The 21,078-nt window shown below is 53.1% G+C and carries 18 protein-coding genes; all 18 read left to right on the top strand.

All coding sequences use genetic code 11. The annotated features are described in order from the left end of the window. The first annotated feature begins 217 nt into the window (after positions 1 to 217). The 18 genes from ravA (at position 218) to glmS (ending at position 20,950) form a co-directional block, all read left to right on the top strand. Positions 218 to 1,714 carry an ATPase RavA gene (gene ravA, locus QMZ65_RS14155; RefSeq protein WP_034830059.1) on the top strand — a complete coding sequence of 499 codons (1,497 nt, stop codon included), beginning with the start codon at positions 218 to 220 and terminating at the stop codon, positions 1,712 to 1,714. Next, entirely contained in the window at positions 1,711 to 3,171 is a 1,461-nt protein-coding gene (gene viaA / locus QMZ65_RS14150) for an ATPase RavA stimulator ViaA (protein WP_034830057.1), read from the top strand. The genes ravA and viaA overlap by 4 nt, the downstream gene beginning before the upstream one ends. A 66-nt stretch (positions 3,172 to 3,237) precedes the next feature. Continuing rightward, a complete protein-coding gene (gene ovoA, locus QMZ65_RS14145) occupies positions 3,238 to 5,364 on the top strand; it encodes a 5-histidylcysteine sulfoxide synthase (RefSeq protein WP_283216206.1) in 2,127 nt (708 codons plus the stop codon). A gap of 108 nt (positions 5,365 to 5,472) precedes the next feature. Then, the gene (gene asnC, locus QMZ65_RS14140; RefSeq protein ID WP_034830053.1) at positions 5,473 to 5,934 is read left to right on the top strand and encodes a transcriptional regulator AsnC; all 462 of its coding nucleotides are present in this window, start codon (positions 5,473 to 5,475) and stop codon (positions 5,932 to 5,934) included. 155 nt (positions 5,935 to 6,089) lie between these two features. Then, positions 6,090 to 6,530: an FMN-binding protein MioC gene (gene mioC / locus QMZ65_RS14135; protein WP_034830052.1), complete on the top strand. Its 441-nt coding sequence runs from the start codon at positions 6,090 to 6,092 to the stop codon at positions 6,528 to 6,530. A gap of 441 nt (positions 6,531 to 6,971) precedes the next feature. Continuing rightward, positions 6,972 to 8,861, top strand: coding sequence for a tRNA uridine-5-carboxymethylaminomethyl(34) synthesis enzyme MnmG (gene mnmG, locus QMZ65_RS14130; protein ID WP_097118419.1), 1,890 nt, complete (start codon positions 6,972 to 6,974; stop codon positions 8,859 to 8,861). Between the two features lie 47 nt (positions 8,862 to 8,908). Then, positions 8,909 to 9,526: a 16S rRNA (guanine(527)-N(7))-methyltransferase RsmG gene (rsmG, locus tag QMZ65_RS14125; RefSeq protein ID WP_038643976.1), complete on the top strand. Its 618-nt coding sequence runs from the start codon at positions 8,909 to 8,911 to the stop codon at positions 9,524 to 9,526. Between the two features lie 713 nt (positions 9,527 to 10,239). Beyond that, the gene (gene atpI, locus QMZ65_RS14120) at positions 10,240 to 10,620 is read left to right on the top strand and encodes a F0F1 ATP synthase subunit I (RefSeq protein ID WP_034830047.1); all 381 of its coding nucleotides are present in this window, start codon (positions 10,240 to 10,242) and stop codon (positions 10,618 to 10,620) included. A gap of 8 nt (positions 10,621 to 10,628) precedes the next feature. After that, on the top strand, positions 10,629 to 11,447 hold the full coding sequence (gene atpB, locus QMZ65_RS14115) for a F0F1 ATP synthase subunit A (protein ID WP_034830046.1): 819 nt from the start codon (positions 10,629 to 10,631) through the stop codon (positions 11,445 to 11,447). A gap of 50 nt (positions 11,448 to 11,497) precedes the next feature. Then, a complete protein-coding gene (gene atpE / locus QMZ65_RS14110) occupies positions 11,498 to 11,737 on the top strand; it encodes a F0F1 ATP synthase subunit C (protein ID WP_003849523.1) in 240 nt (79 codons plus the stop codon). A 107-nt stretch (positions 11,738 to 11,844) separates the two neighbouring features. Then, on the top strand, positions 11,845 to 12,315 hold the full coding sequence (atpF, locus tag QMZ65_RS14105; RefSeq protein ID WP_034830044.1) for a F0F1 ATP synthase subunit B: 471 nt from the start codon (positions 11,845 to 11,847) through the stop codon (positions 12,313 to 12,315). A gap of 14 nt (positions 12,316 to 12,329) precedes the next feature. Continuing rightward, entirely contained in the window at positions 12,330 to 12,863 is a 534-nt protein-coding gene (gene atpH / locus QMZ65_RS14100) for a F0F1 ATP synthase subunit delta (protein ID WP_034830043.1), read from the top strand. A gap of 14 nt (positions 12,864 to 12,877) precedes the next feature. Next, entirely contained in the window at positions 12,878 to 14,419 is a 1,542-nt protein-coding gene (gene atpA / locus QMZ65_RS14095; RefSeq protein WP_058961695.1) for a F0F1 ATP synthase subunit alpha, read from the top strand. A 52-nt stretch (positions 14,420 to 14,471) separates the two neighbouring features. Continuing rightward, positions 14,472 to 15,338, top strand: coding sequence for a F0F1 ATP synthase subunit gamma (atpG, locus tag QMZ65_RS14090; protein ID WP_034830040.1), 867 nt, complete (start codon positions 14,472 to 14,474; stop codon positions 15,336 to 15,338). Between the two features lie 63 nt (positions 15,339 to 15,401). After that, entirely contained in the window at positions 15,402 to 16,799 is a 1,398-nt protein-coding gene (atpD, locus tag QMZ65_RS14085; protein ID WP_034830039.1) for a F0F1 ATP synthase subunit beta, read from the top strand. A 24-nt stretch (positions 16,800 to 16,823) separates the two neighbouring features. Continuing rightward, positions 16,824 to 17,243: a F0F1 ATP synthase subunit epsilon gene (locus QMZ65_RS14080; RefSeq protein ID WP_034830038.1), complete on the top strand. Its 420-nt coding sequence runs from the start codon at positions 16,824 to 16,826 to the stop codon at positions 17,241 to 17,243. Positions 17,244 to 17,506: 263 nt separating this feature from the next. Then, positions 17,507 to 18,883 (top strand): bifunctional UDP-N-acetylglucosamine diphosphorylase/glucosamine-1-phosphate N-acetyltransferase GlmU, encoded by a 1,377-nt coding sequence (glmU, locus tag QMZ65_RS14075; RefSeq protein WP_283216205.1) that lies wholly within the window; start codon positions 17,507 to 17,509, stop codon positions 18,881 to 18,883. A gap of 237 nt (positions 18,884 to 19,120) precedes the next feature. Beyond that, on the top strand, positions 19,121 to 20,950 hold the full coding sequence (gene glmS / locus QMZ65_RS14070) for a glutamine--fructose-6-phosphate transaminase (isomerizing) (protein WP_097118421.1): 1,830 nt from the start codon (positions 19,121 to 19,123) through the stop codon (positions 20,948 to 20,950). Positions 20,951 to 21,078: the final 128 nt, after the last annotated feature.

Raw genomic sequence — 21,078 nt, 5'->3', positions numbered from 1 at the left:
AAAAACCTACTCTTACAACATGTCATCATGACGTCAGCGAGGCGGTTTTTCGCCGAAATTAGGCGCCAAAAACCGTCTGAAGCAGCGAGTTCTCCCGCCTCAACCTTCTGAAACAAAAAAGCTGACGGCTATCAACGCAATCAAGCATGATAACCAGTAGAGTATTGCGCTCGCCAGAATATGACGGCTCCAGGATCAGAAGGACAATGATGTGATTATGGCTCAACCCCATCTTTTGGCAGAAAGAATTTCTCGCCTGAGTAACGCCCTGGAGAAAGGGCTGTATGAACGGCATCATGCGATCCGCCTGTGCTTATTAGCTGCACTCAGTGGCGAGAGCGTATTTTTGCTGGGGCCGCCCGGCATTGCCAAGAGCTTGATTGCTCGCCGCCTGAAATACGCCTTCCAACACGCCCGCGCCTTTGAATACCTGATGACCCGTTTTTCCACCCCTGAAGAAGTGTTTGGCCCGCTGTCGATTCAGGCGTTAAAAGATGAAGGTCGTTATCAGCGATTAACCAAAGGCTATCTGCCGGATGCCGAAATCGTCTTCCTTGATGAAATCTGGAAAGCCGGTCCGGCGATATTGAACACCTTACTCACCGCCATCAACGAACGCCGCTTTCGCAATGGCGACAGCGAAGAAAAGATTCCGATGCGCCTGCTGGTGACCGCTTCCAACGAATTGCCGGAGGCCGATAGCGGGCTGGAAGCCTTGTATGATCGCATGTTGATTCGCCTATGGCTGGATAACGTGCATGAGAAGCAGAACTTCCGCAGCATGCTCACCCACCAGCAGGACGAAAATGATAATCCGGTGACGGAAGCGCTACGCATCAGTGATGAAGAGTATCACCAGTGGCAGAAAGGCATCAGCCAGGTCTCCTTACCTGATCATGTGTTTGAGCTGATTTACCAACTGCGTCAGCAACTGGAGAATTTGCCCAGCGCACCTTACATTTCCGATCGCCGCTGGAAAAAAGCGATTCATCTGCTGCAGGCCAGTGCGTTTTACAGTGGCCGCGTGACCATTGCGCCGATCGATCTGATTCTGCTCAAGGATTGCCTGTGGCATGACGTCGCATCGATGCAGCTATTGGATCGCGAAATTGATGCTTTGATGACGCAGCACGCCTGGCAACAGCAGGCGTTGCTGCACAAACTGCAGCAGATCAAAGCACGTCGTCTCGCCTTGCAACAGCAGCAAAGCGTGGCACAAGCGCTGACGCTGGAGAAACACAGCGGTATGTTTAGCCGCAAACCTCATTACGAATTACCTGCTGCCATCAGCGATGAACAACTGACGCTCATGCTGCAGCAGCCGTTAACGCTGCACGACATGCAAGTGACGCATGTGCTGATTGCCCGTGAAGCCTTAACCCAGTGGCTGATTAAAGGCGGTGAAATTCGCGGCAAACTGAATGGCATTGGTTTTGGCCAGACGCTGGATCTGCTGGTGGATGCGCATCACTGCCTGACGCTACGCGATGTCAGCCTGCAATCCACACGCTTAACGTTGCCCGGAGCCAGCAACAGTAGCGACATGCCGCAGGAAATCCAGGATGAATACGAAGCGCTGGATACCCAGCTCCGCGCACAGCGCACGCTGTTTAGCCAGCACCAGCGCTGCTTGTTTATCAGCGATGACTGGCTGGCACGTATTGAAACCAGCCTGCAGGATGTGGCAGAACAGCTGAAACAGGCGCGTAAATGATCTCACTGGAGACGCTGAGCACGCTGTTATCGATTGGCGAAACGGAGTTAATCGAAGAGTTGATTCTGGCCCTGCTTGCGTCGCCACAGCTGGCGCTGTTCTTTGAAAAATTTCCGCGCATGAAACAAGCCTTAATGCGCGATTTACCCCGCTGGCGCACTGAAATCGCGGAACAGATGAAAACCACGCCGGTGCCGGAAGCGCTGGCGCAGGAGTTTCAGCTGTTTCAGCAAATGCAATTGATCAGCACGCAGGATTTCAGCCACCAGCTTCCCCACATTATGTCGCAGCTAAAAAACCTGCCGTCGCCATTTCTCGAAGAAGCCAGCAAACTGCTGCTGCACAACGAAGCTGAACAACTGAGCAATGCTCAGCACACGCTGTTTTTGCAACGCTGGCGACTCAGCCTGACGCTGCAAACGCTCACGCTCAACGAAACCCTTCTTGAGGAGCAGCGCGAACGTCTGATGGCCGAGCTGCAGCAACGGATGGCAATCAGTGGCCAGCTGGCGCCAATCCTTACCGACGATGATGAAGCCGCAGCCGGACGTTTGTGGGATATGAGCAAAGCGTCACTTCAGCACGGTGATTATGAGCTGATTGTGCAATATGGTGATTTCCTCGCACAGCAGCCGGAATTAATGAAACTGGCGCAGCAGTTGGGCCGCAGCCGCGAAGCCAAATCGGTGCCGTCGCAGGATGCACCGCTGGAAGAATTTCACCAACTGGTGCGCGAGCCCGATCATGTGCCGGAAGAGGTCAGCGGCATTCATCAGAGCGACGATGTGTTGCGCTTGCTGCCGCCCGAACTGGCTGCCTTGAGTATTAGCGAGCTGGAGCTGGAATTTTATCGTCGCCTGGTGGAAAAACGCCTGCTGACTTACCAGTTACAAGGTGATGCCTGGCACGAGAAAGTCACACTGCGCCCGGTCAGCCACCAACAACATGAAGCGCAGCCGCGCGGCCCTTTTATTGTTTGTGTCGATACATCAGGCTCGATGGGCGGATTTAACGAGCGCTGCGCCAAAGCCTTCTGCCTTGCGCTGTTAAAGGTGGCATTAGCCGATAAGCGCCGCTGCTACATCATGCTGTTCGCTCACGAAGTGATTGGCTACGAACTTACTGCCGATAGCGGCATTGAGCAGGCTATCCGTTTTCTTAGCCAACGTTTTCGTGGTGGCACCGATCTGGCGGCTTGCCTTGCTGCGGTGGTTAAACGTATGGAGGGCAGCGTCTGGGATGAGGCCGATGCGGTGATCGTGTCGGATTTTATCGCCCAGCGTTTACCGGATGACACCATCAACGCCATCAAGCAACGCCAGCGCCAGCATCAACAGCGTTTCCACGCGGTGGCGATGTCGCTTCACGGTAAACCGGGCATTCTGCGCATCTTCGATCACATCTGGCGCTTCGATACCGGACTGAAAAGCCGCCTGCTGCGCCGCTGGAAACGCTAATTTATCTGGCAGAAATGCTTATTTGCTATAGTGAATAGTTCGCACACTGAGCATCTGGAGCATCTTGTGAACACCGCCCAACTTCCTGCACCGACCCGCACTTTGCAGCTCTCCGGCCAAAACGCCGAACAAAAACGGAGCGAGCTGCTGGCGTATTTCACCCAAACCTGGGAGCTGTACGAAAGCCTGTTTGATTGCCTTGCCGACGAACGCGCGTATTTCAACAAAGCGATCTCATTACGCCATCCGTTGATCTTCTACTTTGGCCACACCGCTACGTTCTATATGAATAAGCTGATGGCTGGTCGCTATCTGGACAACCGCGTAGACGATCGCATCGAAGCCATGATGGCAATCGGCGTGGACGAGATGAGCTGGGACGATCTCAACGACAGCCATTACGCCTGGCCGACGGTCGAAGAGGTGCGTGACTACCGTGGAAAAGTCAAAAACCTGGTGAGCGAGTTTATTCGCACCATGCCGCTGGAACTGCCGATCACCTGGGAAAGCCCGGCTTGGGTGGTATTGATGGGCATTGAACATGAGCGTATCCACCTGGAAACCTCCAGCGTGCTGATCCGCCAGCTACCGATAGAATGGGTAAAACCGCAGGCGCATTGGCCGGTTTGTCCGCAGGCGCGCCACGATCGCGCATCGGTTCCGGATAACTCGCTGATTGCGATGCCTGGCGGTCGCGTGCAACAAGGCAAAACGGATGACACTTACGGCTGGGATAACGAATACGGCAATCAGGTAACTGAACTCAAACCATTTAAGGCCAGTAAAATGCTGGTCAGCAACGCCGAGTTTTATCGCTTTATCGCCGCTAACGGCTATCAGGATCAGCGCTGGTGGGATGAGGAAGGCTGGGGCTGGCGTGAATTCTCTGGCGCGCAAATGCCCACCTTCTGGGTCGGCGAGATTACGCAACCCGATCAACTGAAACTGCGCTTAATGACTGAAGAAGTCGCTCTGCCGTGGGACTGGCCAGCGGAAGTGAATCAGCTTGAAGCCGCCGCGTTTTGTCGCTGGCTGGCGGAAGAGACGGGTAAATCTATTCAACTCCCTTGTGAAGCCGAATGGATGCAGCTACGCGAACAGGTGAGCGGCGATCAGCCCGACTGGATCGAGGCGCCCGGCAATATCAATCTGGCCTATTGGGCTTCATCCAATCCTGTGGATCGCTTTGCGCAGGGCGAGTTTTTCGACATTGTTGGCAACGTCTGGCAGTGGACCACAACGCCAACTAACGGTTTCGAAGGTTTCAAAGTTCATCCGCTGTATGACGATTTCTCGACGCCGACCTTCGACGGCAAACACGCGCTGATCAAAGGTGGCAGTTGGATTTCCACCGGCAACGAGGCGTTAAAATCGGCTCGTTATGCCTTCCGTCGTCATTTCTTCCAGCACGCCGGTTTCCGCTATGTGGTCTCCTCACATAAAGAGACCATGGCACTCAATCCGTATGAAACGGACAGCATGGTGTCACAGTATCTCGATTTCCAGTACGGACCGGGCTACTACAACGTGCCGAATTACGCCGTGGCGCTGGTGGAAAAACTGCTGCCACACTGCAAACAACGTGGTGCGGCACTGGATCTCGGCTGCGCGACCGGCCGTGCCAGTTTTGAACTGGCACGCCATTTCGCGACGGTCACAGGCATGGATTATTCCGCGCGATTTATTGATGTGGCGCTGCAGCTGACCTCCGGTGAGGACTTCCGCTATGTGGTGCCGGAAGAGGGCGAGCTGGTGGAATATCGCCAGGTGCGCCTGAAGGACTTCAATGTTAGTGACGAGCAAGCGGCACGCATTCAGTTTGTGCAGGGCGACGCCTGTAATCTTAAACCGCAGCCGGATCGTTACGATCTGGTATTGGCTTCAAACCTGATCGATCGTCTGCGTCAGCCAAAACGTTTCCTGCAGGACGTCATCCCGATGATCCGCTCTGGCGGGCTTTTGGTGCTTTCGTCGCCTTATACCTGGCTGGAGGAGTTCACGCCGAAGGAGAACTGGCTGGGCGGCGTGCGTGAGAACGGTGAAGCTTTGACGACCTATCAGGCATTGCAGCGTTTGCTGCGTGATGCCTTTGAAGAAGTGGTGCCGCCGCAGGATGTGCCGTTTGTGATCCGCGAGACGGCGCGCAAGTATCAACATACCGAAGCGCAGCTCACAATCTGGCGTAAGCGATAAAAAAAGCGTGCAGACTGCGGCTACCACGCGGTCTGCACCTTGCCTGCACTGCTAATTTGCTGCACATTCTCCACTGTTCATAGAAGAAGAACTTAAAGAGGATGGATGATGGCAGAACAACTGCAACTGGATAACCTTGATCGCGGCATTCTCAATGCGCTGTTGGAAAACGCGCGCACCGCATATGCCGAGCTGGCCAAACAGTTCAATGTCAGCCCCGGCACCATTCACGTACGCGTAGAAAAAATGCGCCAGGCAGGCATTATCCTGGGCACTCGTGTTGAAATCGATCCTCGTCAGTTGGGTTTTGATGTCTGCTGCTTTATCGGCATCATTCTGAAAAGCGCCCGCGATTATCCCGCAGCACTCAGCAAGCTGGAGGCACTGGATGAAGTGGTAGAAGCCTGGTACACCACCGGCCACTACAGCATCTTTATTAAGGTGATGTGCCGATCCATCGATGCACTTCAGCAGGTGTTGATCAACAAGATCCAGACCATAGACGAAATCCAGTCCACCGAAACCCTGATCTCGCTGCAAAACCCGATCATGCGTACCATCAAGCCGTAATTCCCTCTCTTTCCTGTGCACAACCTTTTCCCAGGCGGATCACTTGTGTGATGCGCCTTGTCGGCTGATGCTTTCTGTTATTAACCCTGTTTTCCACAGGTGGATCACGGCTTGATCACAGCGTACAATGCTCGCCTTTAGTGCGGGAGAAGATCATGGCCGATATTACCTTAATCAGTGGCAGTACCCTTGGCAGCGCCGAATACGTCGCCGAACATCTGGAAGCAAAACTGCAGGAAGCGGGCTTTTCAACCGAGGTGCTGCACGGGCCAGAGCTGGACGAGCTGCCACAGGAAGGGATCTGGCTGATTGTGACTTCCACTCACGGTGCGGGCGAACTGCCAGACAATCTGCTTCCTTTATATGAAGCCTTGCAGGAGACGCAGCCGGACCTTTCCGCGGTACGTTATGGCGCAGTGGGTATCGGCAACCATGAATATGACCTTTTCTGCGGTGCCATTAAACTGCTGGAAGATCAGCTCAACCAGTTAGGCGCCAAACGCATTGGCGATCGCCTGGAGATCGACGTTCTCGAACATGAGATTCCTGAGGATCCGGCTGAAGTGTGGGTTGAGACCTGGAAAACGCAGATTTAAGACGATCTTTGCCGGTTGGGGATCGGGAAAAGTGAACGATCCCCAGTTTATTTCGCTGTTTTATTGTTTTTTTTATGCCATTGTCTGTGGATAACACAGCCTTAATCTTGCGTATAACCGGTAGTTATCCCAATAACAACCCGTGATGCTTTTTTCGTCTGTGTATAAGTCGCCATTTAGATCCCAGCTTATACGGATCAGGATCACCGATCATTCACAGCAAGCGATCCTCTCTAATCCTCTGTTAATGCTTTGCTTTTCGGGGTTATCAACAGACCCTGACGATCCTAATAAGAGATCTAACAGAGAGATCATATAAAAGAATAAAGATCCTTTCTTTTAAACCGCAGGATCCCGCGGCTTTCGCAGTCGACAGAATTTCAGTAGAATCCACCGCCCAGGGCAACGATCCCTGTCCGAACATTAACGAGGACCCACTTCATGTTTTATCCAGATCCTTTTGACGTCATCGTAATCGGTGGTGGTCATGCGGGCACAGAAGCCGCGATGGCAGCTGCCCGAATGGGTCAGCAAACGCTGTTACTCACCCATAACATTGATACGCTTGGACAAATGTCCTGCAACCCGGCGATTGGTGGCATTGGGAAAGGACACCTGGTGAAGGAAGTGGATGCCTTAGGCGGTTTGATGGCAACGGCAATTGACCAGGCCGGCATTCAGTTTAGGATACTAAACGCAAGCAAAGGCCCTGCTGTGCGGGCAACGCGTGCGCAAGCCGACCGCGTCCTGTATCGCCAGGCGGTACGCACTGCGTTGGAAAACCAGCCGAACCTGATGATCTTCCAGCAGGCCGTTGACGATCTGATTGTGGAGAACGATCGCGTCGTCGGTGCTGTCACGCAGATGGGCCTGAAATTCCGTGCCAAAAGTGTGGTGCTGACAGTCGGGACATTCCTTGACGGCAAAATTCATATTGGTCTGGATAACTACAGCGGTGGCCGTGCTGGTGATCCGCCATCCATTCCACTGGCGAAACGCCTGCGTGCTTTGCCGCTGCGTGTAAATCGTCTGAAAACCGGTACGCCGCCGCGTATTGATGCACGCACCATCGATTTTTCGGTGCTGACACCGCAGCATGGCGATACGCCAATGCCGGTGTTCTCGTTTATGGGCAATGTTTCTCAGCACCCGCAACAAGTACCGTGCTGGATCACTTACACCAACGAACAAACACACGATGTGATCCGCAATAACCTCGATCGCAGCCCGATGTATGCCGGGATCATCGAAGGGATCGGACCACGTTACTGCCCATCGATCGAAGACAAAGTGATGCGCTTTGCCGATCGTAATGCGCATCAGATCTTCCTTGAACCGGAAGGGCTGACCAGCAACGAGATCTACCCTAACGGTATCTCCACCAGCTTGCCGTTTGACGTGCAGATGCAGATCGTCCGTTCGATGAAAGGTCTGGAGAACGCAAAGATTGTGCGCCCAGGTTATGCCATCGAGTACGATTTCTTCGATCCGCGCGATCTGAAGCCGACGCTGGAAAGCAAATTCATCCACGGGCTGTTCTTTGCCGGTCAGATTAACGGCACCACCGGTTATGAAGAAGCTGCGGCGCAGGGCTTGCTGGCCGGTTTGAACGCTGCACGTGCCTCAGCAGACAAAGAGGGCTGGGCGCCGCGCCGCGACCAGGCTTATCTCGGTGTGCTGGTTGACGATCTCTGCACCCTCGGCACCAAAGAACCGTACCGTATGTTTACCTCGCGCGCGGAATATCGTTTGATGCTGCGCGAAGACAACGCCGATCTGCGTTTGACAGAAAAAGGTCGCGAGTTGGGTCTGGTCGATGATGCGCGTTGGGCGCGTTATAACCAGAAGCTGGAAGCGATTGAGCAGGAGCGCCAGCGCCTGCGCGATCTGTGGGTACATCCGAAATCAGACAATGTGGGCGAAGTGAATAGCGTCATCAGTGCGCCACTGACGAAAGAAGCCAGCGGTGAAGATCTGTTGCGTCGCCCGGAAATGACCTACGAACTGCTGATGACGTTACCGAGTTATGGCCCGGCATTATCTGACGAGCAATCTGCAGAGCAGGTTGAGATTCAGGTGAAGTATGAAGGGTACATTGCACGCCAGCAGGAAGAAATTGACCGCCAGCAACGCAACGAAAACACCTTGCTGCCTGGCGATCTCGACTATCGTCAGGTTAATGGCTTGTCGAATGAAGTGATCGCCAAACTCAACGATCACAAACCTACCTCCATTGGGCAGGCCTCGCGTATTTCAGGCATTACACCAGCAGCGATCTCCATTTTGCTGATTTACCTGAAAAAACAGGGCCTGCTGCGTAAAAGTGCCTGATCGACCCTGGGGCGAGGTCACTCGCCCCCGTTTATGGAACGTTCCTTGTGATTAACAAACTCTCCCAGCTGCTCGATGCGGCAAATATTTCACTTACCGATCAACAAAAACAGCAGCTCGTCGGCTATGTAGAATTGCTGCATAAGTGGAACAAGGCGTACAACCTGACATCGGTGCGCGATCCGCAGCAGATGCTGGTGCGCCATATTCTCGACAGCGTGGTCGTCGAACCGCATTTACAAGGCGAGCGCTTTATTGATGTGGGCACCGGGCCGGGTCTGCCAGGGATTCCGTTAGCCATTGTACGTCCGCAGGCGCATTTTACGCTGCTGGATAGCCTGGGAAAACGCATCCGTTTCCTGCGTCAGGTACAACATGAGTTAGGGCTCACTAACATCACCCCGGTACAAAGTCGTGTGGAAGAGTTCCCCGCAGAACCACCGTTTGATGGCGTTATCAGCCGTGCCTTTGCTTCGCTGGAAGACATGCTGAACTGGTGCCATCATTTACCGGGCACCTCAGGCCGCTTCTACGCACTGAAGGGGGTGCGTCCGGATGATGAAATTTCAGCCTTGCCTGCGGGCTTTGTGGTGGAGAAGATTGAATCACTGCATGTGCCAGAACTGGATGGTGAACGTCATTTAGTGGTGCTGTCTCGCCAATAGCCATAAAGAAGGTGCGGATTTAACACCAACCGCACCTTTAGTCAGTGAAAACGTCCTGAATAAAAAAACAGCAGTTGAACACTTTTAGTCAAAAGCTTTTATTCGGCAGGGCAGGGTGAGACGGTTAACAAGCGCCACGGAAATTATCCGAAAAGCTCTGTTACATTTAACGAACATTTCACATTTTATTATCAGTTAGATCACTTTATTGGCTGTATTTACCTGCGCAAATAGTCACGTCAGAAAATATAACTCTGCAATAAATCGGCGTGCGTAATATCAGTTTTACGTTTTTATTGCGATGTACGATGTCAATAGAGTGTTTTTATCGAAAATCATGACCTGATACCGGATGGATAATTCTATAGTTATGATAAAAAACAGCTTTCATCACTTTTGAAATCTTAAAATTCATGCTTAAAACAAATTCATTCGCCAGCCTATTGCCTATAATGTGATCTGAAGCACGCTTTAAAAGCAAGCCAACAAGGCAATTTCAGCGATTTAGCTGAGTCATAGTGGAAGGTGATGTTTTGAAAAATAGCCCTCCAGAAAGAAATTTAAATAATTGTTCACCTTTTCGCTACTTACCGATTGAAATCGCAGGTGGCGCCCGTATAATTTGCACGGCTTTTGCTGCTTGACTCAAATGAGTAAAGGCAGTCTTATACGACACGCGACATACCCCGTTCGGGGCAGGAGAGTTCAACGCCATGTCAGTGTCTCTTTACAGTGTGAAATTAGCCCGGACCGTGCTGGTGATCCAGCTGGTGACGTTTGTCATCATCGGTGCACTCTTTACTCTGAAAGATGTTATCTGGGGCGCCTCCGCCATCGCGGGTGGAGCGGCAGCCTGGCTGCCGAATGTGTTGTTTATGTTTTTAGCCTGGCGCCTGCAGGATCAAACGCCTGCCAAAGGTCGTGTGGCCTGGAGCTTCGCCCTCGGTGAAGTGTTGAAGGTCTTCACGACAGTCATTCTTCTCATGGTGGCGTTAGGTGTGTTTGGAGCGGTCTTCTGGCCTCTCGCAATCACTTGGTTATCGGTGCTGGTGGTGCAGATCGTCGCGCCGGCTGTAATTAACAACAAAGGGTAAGAGGCATCATGGCTGCTGGAGAAATCTCTACTCCGCAAGAATACATAGGTCACCACCTGAATAACCTTCAGCTGGACCTGCGTACTTTCGAGTTGGTGAATCCGCACGACGCTCCTGCGACGTTCTGGGTATTAAATATCGATTCCATGTTTTTCTCTGTGGTACTGGGACTGCTTTTCCTGGTGTTGTTCCGTAAAGTGGCAAAAAGCGCCACCAGCGGTGTGCCAGGGAAACTTCAAGCGGCTATCGAACTGGTTGTCGGTTTCGTTGATAACAACGTTCGCGACATGTACCACGGTAAAAGCAAACTTATCGCCCCGCTGGCTCTGACAATTTTTGTTTGGGTCTTCCTGATGAACTTCATGGATCTGCTGCCTATCGATTTGCTGCCGTTTATCGGTGAGCACTATCTTGGCCTGCCAGCGCTGCGCGTTGTGCCGTCTGCAGATGTGAACATCACGCTGTCTATGGCGTTGGGCGTCTTTATTTTGATTCTGTTCTACAGCATCAAAATGAAAGGCATTGGCGGCTTCACCAAAGAACTGACGCTGCAGCCTTTTAATCACCCGATCTTCATCCCAATCAACCTGATTCTTGAAGGTGTTAGCCTGCTGTCTAAACCCGTTTCACTCGGTCTGCGACTGTTCGGCAACATGTATGCGGGTGAACTGATCTTTATCCTGATTGCCGGCTTGCTGCCGTGGTGGTCGCAGTGGGTGTTGAATGTGCCATGGGCCATTTTCCACATCCTGATCATTTCGCTGCAGGCTTTCATTTTCATGGTCCTCACGATCGTCTATCTGTCGATGGCATCTGAAGAACATTGATTTTTTTATCTCAACACTAAGCTTTTAACTGAAACAAACTGGAGACTGTCATGGAAAACCTGAATATGGATCTGCTGTACATGGCTGCCGCTGTGATGATGGGCCTGGCGGCAATCGGTGCTGCGATCGGTATCGGCATCCTCGGAGGCAAATTCCTGGAAGGCGCTGCGCGTCAACCGGATCTGATTCCTCTGCTGCGTACGCAGTTCTTTGTTGTAATGGGTCTGGTGGATGCAATCCCAATGATCGCTGTAGGTCTGGGTCTCTACGTGATGTTTGCGGTCGCCTAAACCTGGTAGCCTTGTTCACTCATGGCACCCGGTGTGATGAGGAACGGATTCTGCCGTTTATCGCTGATAGCGGCAGAGCAAGTTAACTTAATAAGAGGCATTGTGCTGTGAACATTAATGCAACAATCCTCGGCCAGGCCATCGCGTTCATTCTGTTTGTCGCGTTCTGCATGAAGTACGTATGGCCGCCGATCATGGCTGCCATCGAGAAGCGTCAGAAAGAAATTGCTGATGGCCTTGCTTCTGCTGAGCGCGCGAAGAAAGATTTAGATCTCGCGCAGGCCAATGCGACCGACCAGCTGAAAAAAGCGAAAGAAGACGCTCAGGTCATTATCGAGCAGGCGAACAAACGCCGTGCACAGATTCTGGACGAAGCGAAAACCGAAGCTGAGACTGAACGTAACCGCATCGTGGCACAAGCGCAGGCAGAAATCGAAGCCGAGCGTTCACGTGCCCGTGAAGAGCTGCGTAAGCAAGTCGCGTTGCTGGCATTAGCTGGCGCCGAGAAAATCATCGAACGTTCCGTGGATGAAGCTGCTAACAGCGACATCGTTGATAAACTGGTCGCTGAACTGTAAGGAGGGAGGGGCTGATGTCTGATCTGATTACTGTAGCTCGCCCCTACGCCAAAGCAGCTTTTGACTTTGCTGTTGAGCATCAAAGTATCGATCGTTGGCAGACCATGCTGGCGTTTGCCGCTGAAGTGGCTCGCAACGAACAGATGGCAGATCTTCTTTCCGGTGCGCTCGCGCCGGAAGCTTTGTCTGCTTCTTTCAACGCGGTATGTGGCGATCAACTTGATGAACCCGCTCAGAACCTGATTAAGGTAATGGCGGAAAACGGACGTTTGACAGCACTTCCAGCGGTACTGGAACAGTACATCCAACTGCGTGACGCTTATGAAGCGACCGCCGAAGTGGATGTGATTTCTGCCAGTACCCTGAGTGACAGCCAGCTGAGTAAAATCAGCGCCGCGATGGAAAAACGTCTGTCACGCAAAGTTAAGCTGAATTGCAAAATTGACAAGTCTGTAATGGCAGGTGTGGTTATCCGTGCGGGTGACCTGGTCATTGATGGTAGCGTACGCGGCCGTCTTGATCGTCTGGCAGACGTCTTGCAGTCTTAAGGGGACTGGAGCATATGCAACTGAATTCCACCGAAATCAGCGAACTGATCAAGCAGCGCATTGCTCAGTTCAATGTGGTGAGCGAAGCTCACAACGAAGGTACTATTGTTTCTGTAAGTGACGGTATCATCCGCGTACACGGCCTGGCCGATGTGATGCAGGGTGAGATGATTGCCCTGCCGGGCAACCGTTACGCTATCGCACTGAACCTCGAGCGTGACTCGGTTGGTGCAGTAGTGATGGGCCCGTACGCTGACCTCGCCGAAGGCATGAAGGTTAAATGTACTGGCCGTATTCTTGAAGTTCCAGTTGGCCGTGGCCTGCTGGGCCGTGTGGTGAACACCCTGGGTGCACCGATCGACGGTAAAGGCGCAATCGACAACGACGGCTTCTCGCCGGTTGAAGTGATTGCACCGGGCGTTATCGACCGTCAGTCAGTAGACCAGCCTGTTCAGACCGGTTACAAATCTGTCGATGCGATGATTCCAATCGGCCGTGGCCAGCGTGAGCTGATCATCGGTGACCGTCAGACCGGTAAAACCGCAATGGCAATCGACGCCATCATCAACCAGCGCGATTCAGGCATCAAGTGTGTCTACGTTGCGATTGGCCAGAAAGCGTCAACCATTTCTAACGTGGTACGTAAGCTGGAAGAACACGGCGCGTTGGCTAACACCATCGTCGTTGTGGCTTCTGCTTCTGAATCCGCTGCACTGCAATACCTGGCGCCATACGCCGGTTGCGCGATGGGTGAGTACTTCCGTGACCGCGGTGAAGATGCCCTGATCGTATACGATGACCTGTCTAAGCAGGCTGTTGCTTACCGTCAGATTTCTCTGCTGCTGCGCCGTCCACCAGGTCGTGAAGCATTCCCAGGCGACGTGTTCTATCTCCACTCTCGTCTGCTGGAGCGTGCATCACGCGTAAGCGCTGACTACGTTGAGCGTTTCACTAACGGTGCTGTGAAAGGCCAGACCGGTTCTCTGACCGCGCTGCCAATCATCGAAACTCAGGCGGGTGACGTTTCTGCGTTCGTTCCGACCAACGTAATCTCGATTACTGATGGTCAGATCTTCCTGGAATCGAACCTGTTCAACTCCGGTATTCGTCCAGCCGTTAACCCGGGTATCTCTGTATCCCGTGTTGGTGGTGCTGCACAGACCAAGATCATCAAGAAACTGTCCGGTGGTATCCGTACCGCTCTGGCACAGTATCGTGAACTGGCTGCGTTCTCTCAGTTCGCATCCGATCTGGACGATGCAACGCGTAAACAGCTGAGCCACGGTCAGAAAGTGACCGAGCTGCTGAAACAGAAACAGTATGCGCCGATGTCTGTCGCGCAACAGGGTCTGGTGCTGTTTGCTGCTGAGCGCGGCTTCCTGAACGACGTTGAACTGGCGAAAATCGGCAGCTTCGAAGCCGCTCTGCTGGCGTTCGCAGACCGCGATCACGCTGAGCTGATGGCTGAAATCAACCAAGCGGGCAACTTTAATAACGAAATCGAAGAGAAGCTGAAAGGCCTCCTCGAAACGTTTAAAGCAACCCAGTCCTGGTAATGTCTGGCGGCTTGTCTGAAAAGGCAGGCCGCAAGGCTTTGAGGAGAAGCTAATGGCCGGTGCAAAAGAAATACGTACCAAGATTGGAAGCGTAAAAAATACGCAGAAGATCACCAAAGCGATGGAAATGGTCGCCGCCTCCAAAATGCGTAAAACGCAGGAACGCATGGCGGCCAGCCGTCCGTATGCAGATACCATGCGCAAAGTGATTGGTCACCTTGCTCTCGGTAATCTGGAATACAAGCACCCTTACCTGGATGAGCGTGACGTTAAGCGCGTCGGCTACCTGGTCGTTTCGACTGACCGCGGGCTTTGTGGTGGTTTGAACATTAACCTGTTCAAAAAATTGCTGGCAGATATGAAGGGCTGGGCTGATAAAGGTGTACAGAGCGATCTGGCCGTTATCGGTTCTAAAGGCAATTCATTCTTCGGCTCTGTCGGTGGCAACATCGTGGCACAGGTCACTGGTATGGGCGACAAGCCTGCACTGTCTGATCTTATCGGCCCAGTAAAAGTGATGTTGCAGGCCTATGATGAAGGCCGCATCGACAAGCTGTATATCGTCAGCAACAAGTTTAATAACACCATGTCTCAGACTCCGACCATTACCCAACTGCTGCCGTTACCGCCAGCGGAAGGTGAAGAAGAGATGAAGGCGAAGACCTGGGATTACCTGTACGAACCCGATCCGAAAGCGCTGCTGGATACCCTGCTGCGCCGTTATGTCGAATCGCAGGTTTATCAGGGTGTGGTGGAAAACCTGGCCAGTGAGCAGGCTGCACGTATGGTGGCAATGAAAGCTGCAACCGATAACGGCGGAAACCTGATCAAAGAGCTGCAGTTGGTTTACAACAAAGCTCGTCAGGCCAGCATCACCCAGGAACTTACCGAGATCGTCTCGGGAGCCTCCGCGGTTTAACCAGGCATATATCCTGTCGCGCGAGCGCGGCCGGATATTCTCGTATTAGGTAGAGGATTCAAGATGGCAGCTGGAAAGATTGTCCAGATTATCGGCGCCGTAGTTGACGTCGAATTCCCTCAGGACGCGGTACCGCAGGTATATAGCGCGCTTGAGGTTCAAAATGGTGACGCTCGTCTGGTGCTGGAAGTTCAGCAGCAGCTGGGTGGTGGCGTGGTGCGTACCATCGCCATGGGTACTTCTGACGGCCTGAAGCGCGGTCTGCAAGTTACCGACCTGAAAAAACCGATCCAGGTACCGGTTGGTAAAGCAACCCTCGGACGTATCATGAACGTATTGGGCGAACCAATCGACATGAAAGGCGACCTGCAGAATGACGACGGCACCACTGTAGAGGTTTCCTCTATTCACCGTGCTGCGCCTTCTTATGAAGATCAGTCTAACTCGCAAGAGCTGCTGGAAACCGGCATCAAGGTTATCGACCTGATGTGTCCGTTCGCTAAGGGCGGTAAAGTCGGTCTGTTCGGTGGTGCGGGTGTAGGTAAAACCGTAAACATGATGGAGCTGATCCGTAACATCGCGGCTGAGCACTCAGGTTACTCGGTATTTGCTGGTGTGGGTGAACGTACTCGTGAGGGTAACGACTTCTACCACGAAATGACTGACTCCAACGTTATCGATAAAGTAGCGCTGGTGTATGGCCAGATGAACGAGCCGCCGGGTAACCGTCTGCGCGTAGCACTGACCGGTCTGACCATGGCGGAGAAATTCCGTGATGAAGGCCGTGACGTTCTGCTGTTCATCGACAACATCTACCGTTACACCCTGGCCGGTACTGAAGTATCAGCACTGCTGGGTCGTATGCCATCTGCGGTAGGCTACCAGCCAACGCTGGCAGAAGAGATGGGTGTGTTGCAGGAGCGTATTACCTCCACCAAGACCGGTTCAATCACCTCTGTTCAGGCCGTTTACGTTCCTGCGGATGACTTGACTGACCCGTCACCAGCAACCACCTTTGCTCACTTAGACTCAACCGTTACGCTGAGCCGTCAGATCGCCTCTCTGGGTATCTACCCAGCCGTTGACCCGCTGGATTCAACCAGCCGTCAGCTGGATCCACTGATCGTGGGTCAGGAGCACTACGACGTTGCGCGTGGCGTGCAGTCTCTGCTGCAGCGTTACCAGGAACTGAAAGACATCATCGCCATCCTGGGTATGGACGAGCTGTCTGAAGAAGACAAACTGTTGGTGGCACGTGCGCGTAAGATTCAGCGCTTCCTGTCTCAGCCGTTCTTCGTTGCTGAAGTCTTCACCGGTTCTCCAGGTAAGTACGTGACCCTGAAAGACACGATTCGTGGCTTCAAAGGCATCATGGAAGGCGAATTCGACCACCTGCCAGAGCAGGCGTTCTACATGGTCGGCGCTATCGAAGAAGCTGTAGAAAAAGCGAAGAAACTGTAATAACGGTTTCCCAGGAGGAATAGTATGGCTATGACTTATCATCTGGACGTTGTCAGCGCGGAGCAACAAATGTTCTCCGGTCTGGTTGAGCGCATCCAGGTGTCAGGTAGCGAAGGTGAGCTGGGTATTTACCCAGGCCACGCCCCGCTGCTGACAGCCATCAAGCCTGGTATGATTCGCATCGTGAAACAGCACGGCGAAGAGGAGTATATCTACCTCTCTGGCGGCGTGCTGGAAGTACAGCCGGGCAGCACGACCGTTCTGGCCGACACCGCGATTCGCGGTGAAGACCTCGACGAAGCGCGCGCGCTGGAAGCGAAACGTAAAGCAGAAGAGCACATGAACAGCAGCCACGGTGATGTGGACTATGCTCAGGCCTCTGCGGAACTGGCGAAAGCTATCGCGAAACTGCGTGTAATCGAGCTGACCAAGAAAGCGATGTAATCAGGCTTTATGCGTCACGAAATGCCAGCCCATTGGGTTGGCATTTTTTTGCGCGCGATAAATCATCCTGCTTTGGGGGAGGACGATGTTGTCTTGCTCTGCCAGATTTCATCGGCAAAATGCATCGCGTGATGCCCAGGCCGGCACTGGTTTTATCTCCAATCAGCCTTTCATCTTTATCCGCTAATTTCGGTCCGAGAAAAATGTAGTAATCTCAGAGGTAAACCTTACACTTTCGAAAGTTAAATTGAGTCTGGATAGTTATGTCTACAAGCGCGATGAGTGTGGTGATCCTGGCCGCTGGCAAAGGCACCCGAATGTATTCCGATCTGCCCAAAGTACTGCACACCCTGGCAGGCAAACCGATGGTTCAGCATGTGATCGATGCCGCGACCGGTCTGGGTGCCCAGCAGGTGCATTTGGTGTACGGTCACGGCGGCGATCTGCTGCAAGATAAACTGGCCCACAACACCCTGAACTGGGTACTGCAGGCTGAACAGCTCGGTACCGGCCATGCAATGCAGCAGGCAGCACCTTTCTTTGCCGATGACGAAGACATCCTGATGCTGTACGGCGACGTACCGCTAATCTCCCAAGCGACATTGCAACGTCTGCGTGATGCCAAGCCTGAGGGCGGTATCGGTTTGCTGACGGTCGTACTCGATAATCCAACCGGTTATGGCCGCATTGTGCGTGAGAATGGCACGGTGACCGGCATTGTTGAGCAGAAAGATGCCTCAGCCGAACAGCTGAAAATCCCTGAGATCAACACCGGTATTTTGGTTGCTAATGGCGAAGACTTAAAACGTTGGCTGGCACAGCTGAATAACAATAATGCGCAGGGTGAATTCTATATCACCGATATCATTGCCATGGCTCACCAGGAAGGTCGCGTGATCAACGCGGTACATCCTGCGCGTATCAGTGAGACCGATGGTGTGAATAACCGCCTGCAACTGGCCACGCTGGAGCGTGCCTATCAGAGCGAGCAGGCAGAACAACTGCTGCTGGCGGGCGTCATGCTGCGCGATCCCGCGCGTTTCGACCTGCGCGGTTCGCTGCAACATGGGCGTGATGTCGAGATCGATACCAACGTTATCATTGAAGGCACCGTGACATTGGGCGACCGCGTCAAAATTGGCGCTGGGTGCATCATCAAAAACAGCGTTATTGGTGATGATTGTGAAATCAGCCCTTATTCAGTCCTCGAAGATGCCACCTTAGCCGCTGCCTGCACCGTTGGGCCATTCGCGCGTCTGCGTCCTGGCAGCGAGTTGGCGGAAGAGGCACATGTCGGCAATTTCGTTGAGATGAAAAAGGCCATCTTGGGCAAAGGTTCCAAAGCGGGTCATCTTTCGTATCTTGGCGACGCAGAAATTGGCGCGGGCGTAAACATCGGGGCTGGCACCATTACCTGTAACTACGATGGCGCGAATAAATCGAAAACCATTATCGGCGACAACGTGTTTGTCGGCTCCGATACCCAGTTGGTGGCCCCGGTCACCGTCGCGGCTGGCGCGACCATCGCGGCAGGTACCACGGTAATGAAAGATGTCACCGCCGCCGATTTGGTCTACAACCGCAAAGAACAGAATCAGAAGTCTGGCTGGCAGCGGCCGGTTAAGAAAAATAAATTTTAAGGGTCGGCAAAGATCGGCCCATGAAAAAAACTACCCGAAATCATTCGAGTTTCTGAAAGGCGGCAAGCGCGAGTCCTCAGGAGCTGACTGAAGTCAGTGACTGAGGTGAATGCGCGTAGCCAACGCACCTGAAATTTGATGTATGAAGGGTAGATCCCCCACTCTCTACAAGGCTCGGGGAATAATCAGGTCAGAAGACAACGCAATGGCCGAAAGCCATGAAGTCAGGAAACTATTATGTGTGGAATTGTTGGTGCAGTAGCGCAGCGTGACATCGCAGAAATTCTGCTGGAAGGTCTGCGTCGTCTTGAGTATCGCGGTTATGACTCAGCGGGTCTGGCCGTTGTCGATCGCCAGGGACATATGACGCGTCTGCGTCGTCTTGGCAAAGTGGCTAATCTGGCCGAGGCCGCAGAGCAGCAGCCACTAATTGGTGGCACTGGTATTGCTCATACGCGTTGGGCAACCCACGGTGAGCCATCAGAAGCCAATGCGCATCCGCATGTCTCTGAGCACATCATCATTGTGCATAACGGCATCATTGAGAACCATGAGCCATTGCGTGCGCAGATGATCGAACGCGGTTACCAGTTTGCCTCAGAAACGGACACCGAAGTGGTGGCGCATCTGGTGCACTGGGAGCAGAAGCAGGGCGGCACATTGCGTGAAGTGGTACTGCGCGTGATCCCGCAACTGCGCGGTGCTTATGGCATGGTGATCATGGACAGCCGCGATCCATCCGTGCTGGTGGCTGCGCGTTCAGGTAGCCCGCTGGTGATTGGCCGTGGCGTGGGTGAAAACTTCATTGCTTCTGACCAACTGGCGCTGCTGCCGGTGACCCGCCGCTTTATGTACCTGGAAGAGGGCGATATCGCCGAGATTACGCGCCGTGAAGTCACCATCATCGATCGTGATGGCAAGCCAGCCAAACGCGCGGAAATCGAATCCACGGCGCAGTACGATGCTGGTGATAAAGGTGCCTATCGTCACTACATGCAGAAAGAGATCTATGAGCAGCCGAACGCGATTAAAAACACCATCACTGGTCGTTTTAATCATGGGCAGATCGATCTCAGCGAACTGGGTGCCAATGCCGAAACCTTGCTGAGCAAGGTTGAGCACATCCAGATTATCGCCTGCGGTACCTCGTATAACTCCGGGATGGTGTCGCGCTACTGGTTTGAGTCGCTGGCCAACATTCCTTGCGATGTGGAAATCGCCTCCGAATTCCGCTATCGCAAATCCGCTGTGCGTAAAAACAGTCTGCTGATCACCTTGTCGCAATCGGGTGAAACCGCCGATACGCTGGCCGCGCTGCGCTTGTCGAAAGAGCTGGGTTATCTCGGTTCGCTGGCCATCTGTAACGTTGCCGGCTCTTCGCTGGTGCGTGAATCCGATCTGGCGCTGATGACCAAAGCCGGCACCGAAATTGGTGTGGCCTCAACGAAAGCCTTCACCACGCAGTTGGTAGTGTTGCTGATGCTGGTGGCAAAACTGGGTCGTCTGCGTGGCATGAAGCCAGAAACCGAGCACGAAATTGTGCATGCGCTGCAGGCATTGCCAAGCCGCATTGAGCAGATGTTGGCGCAGGATAAAGTGATTGAAAGCCTGGCTGAAGGTTTCTCTGACAAGCATCATGCGTTGTTCCTGGGCCGTGGCGATCAGTATCCGATTGCGATGGAAGGCGCGCTGAAGCTGAAAGAGATCTCCTATATTCACGCAGAAGCCTACGCCGCCGGAGAGCTGAAACACGGCCCGCTGGCGCTGATTGATGCCGATATGCCGGTGATCGTCGTTGCGCCGAATAACGAGCTGCTGGAGAAGCTGAAATCGAACATTGAAGAGGTGCGCGCGCGCGGCGGTTTGCTGTATGTATTTGCCGATCAGGATGCGGGTTTCACCGACAGCGAGGGCATGAAAATCATCTCACTGCCACACGTCGAAGAGGTGATAGCACCGATCTTCTATACCGTGCCGTTGCAGCTGCTTTCGTATCATGTTGCGCTGATTAAAGGCACCGACGTTGACCAGCCCCGTAACCTGGCAAAATCGGTTACTGTTGAATAATCTATAAAAAGGGCGGGCCTGCAACGGGTCCGCTTGCTTTTTAAACGGTGTCATATAACTGTCATATTTCGTACATTTCACTGTCATCAAACTGTCCTATTTTCCCTCCAGCAGCAATCACTGACTCC

The sequence above is a fragment of the Pantoea sp. EABMAA-21 genome (assembly GCF_030053335.1).
GTDB lineage: Bacteria > Pseudomonadota > Gammaproteobacteria > Enterobacterales > Enterobacteriaceae > Pantoea > Pantoea communis.
Note: the sequence above shows the minus strand (reverse complement) of the source record. Positions and strands in the feature narration are given on the sequence as shown.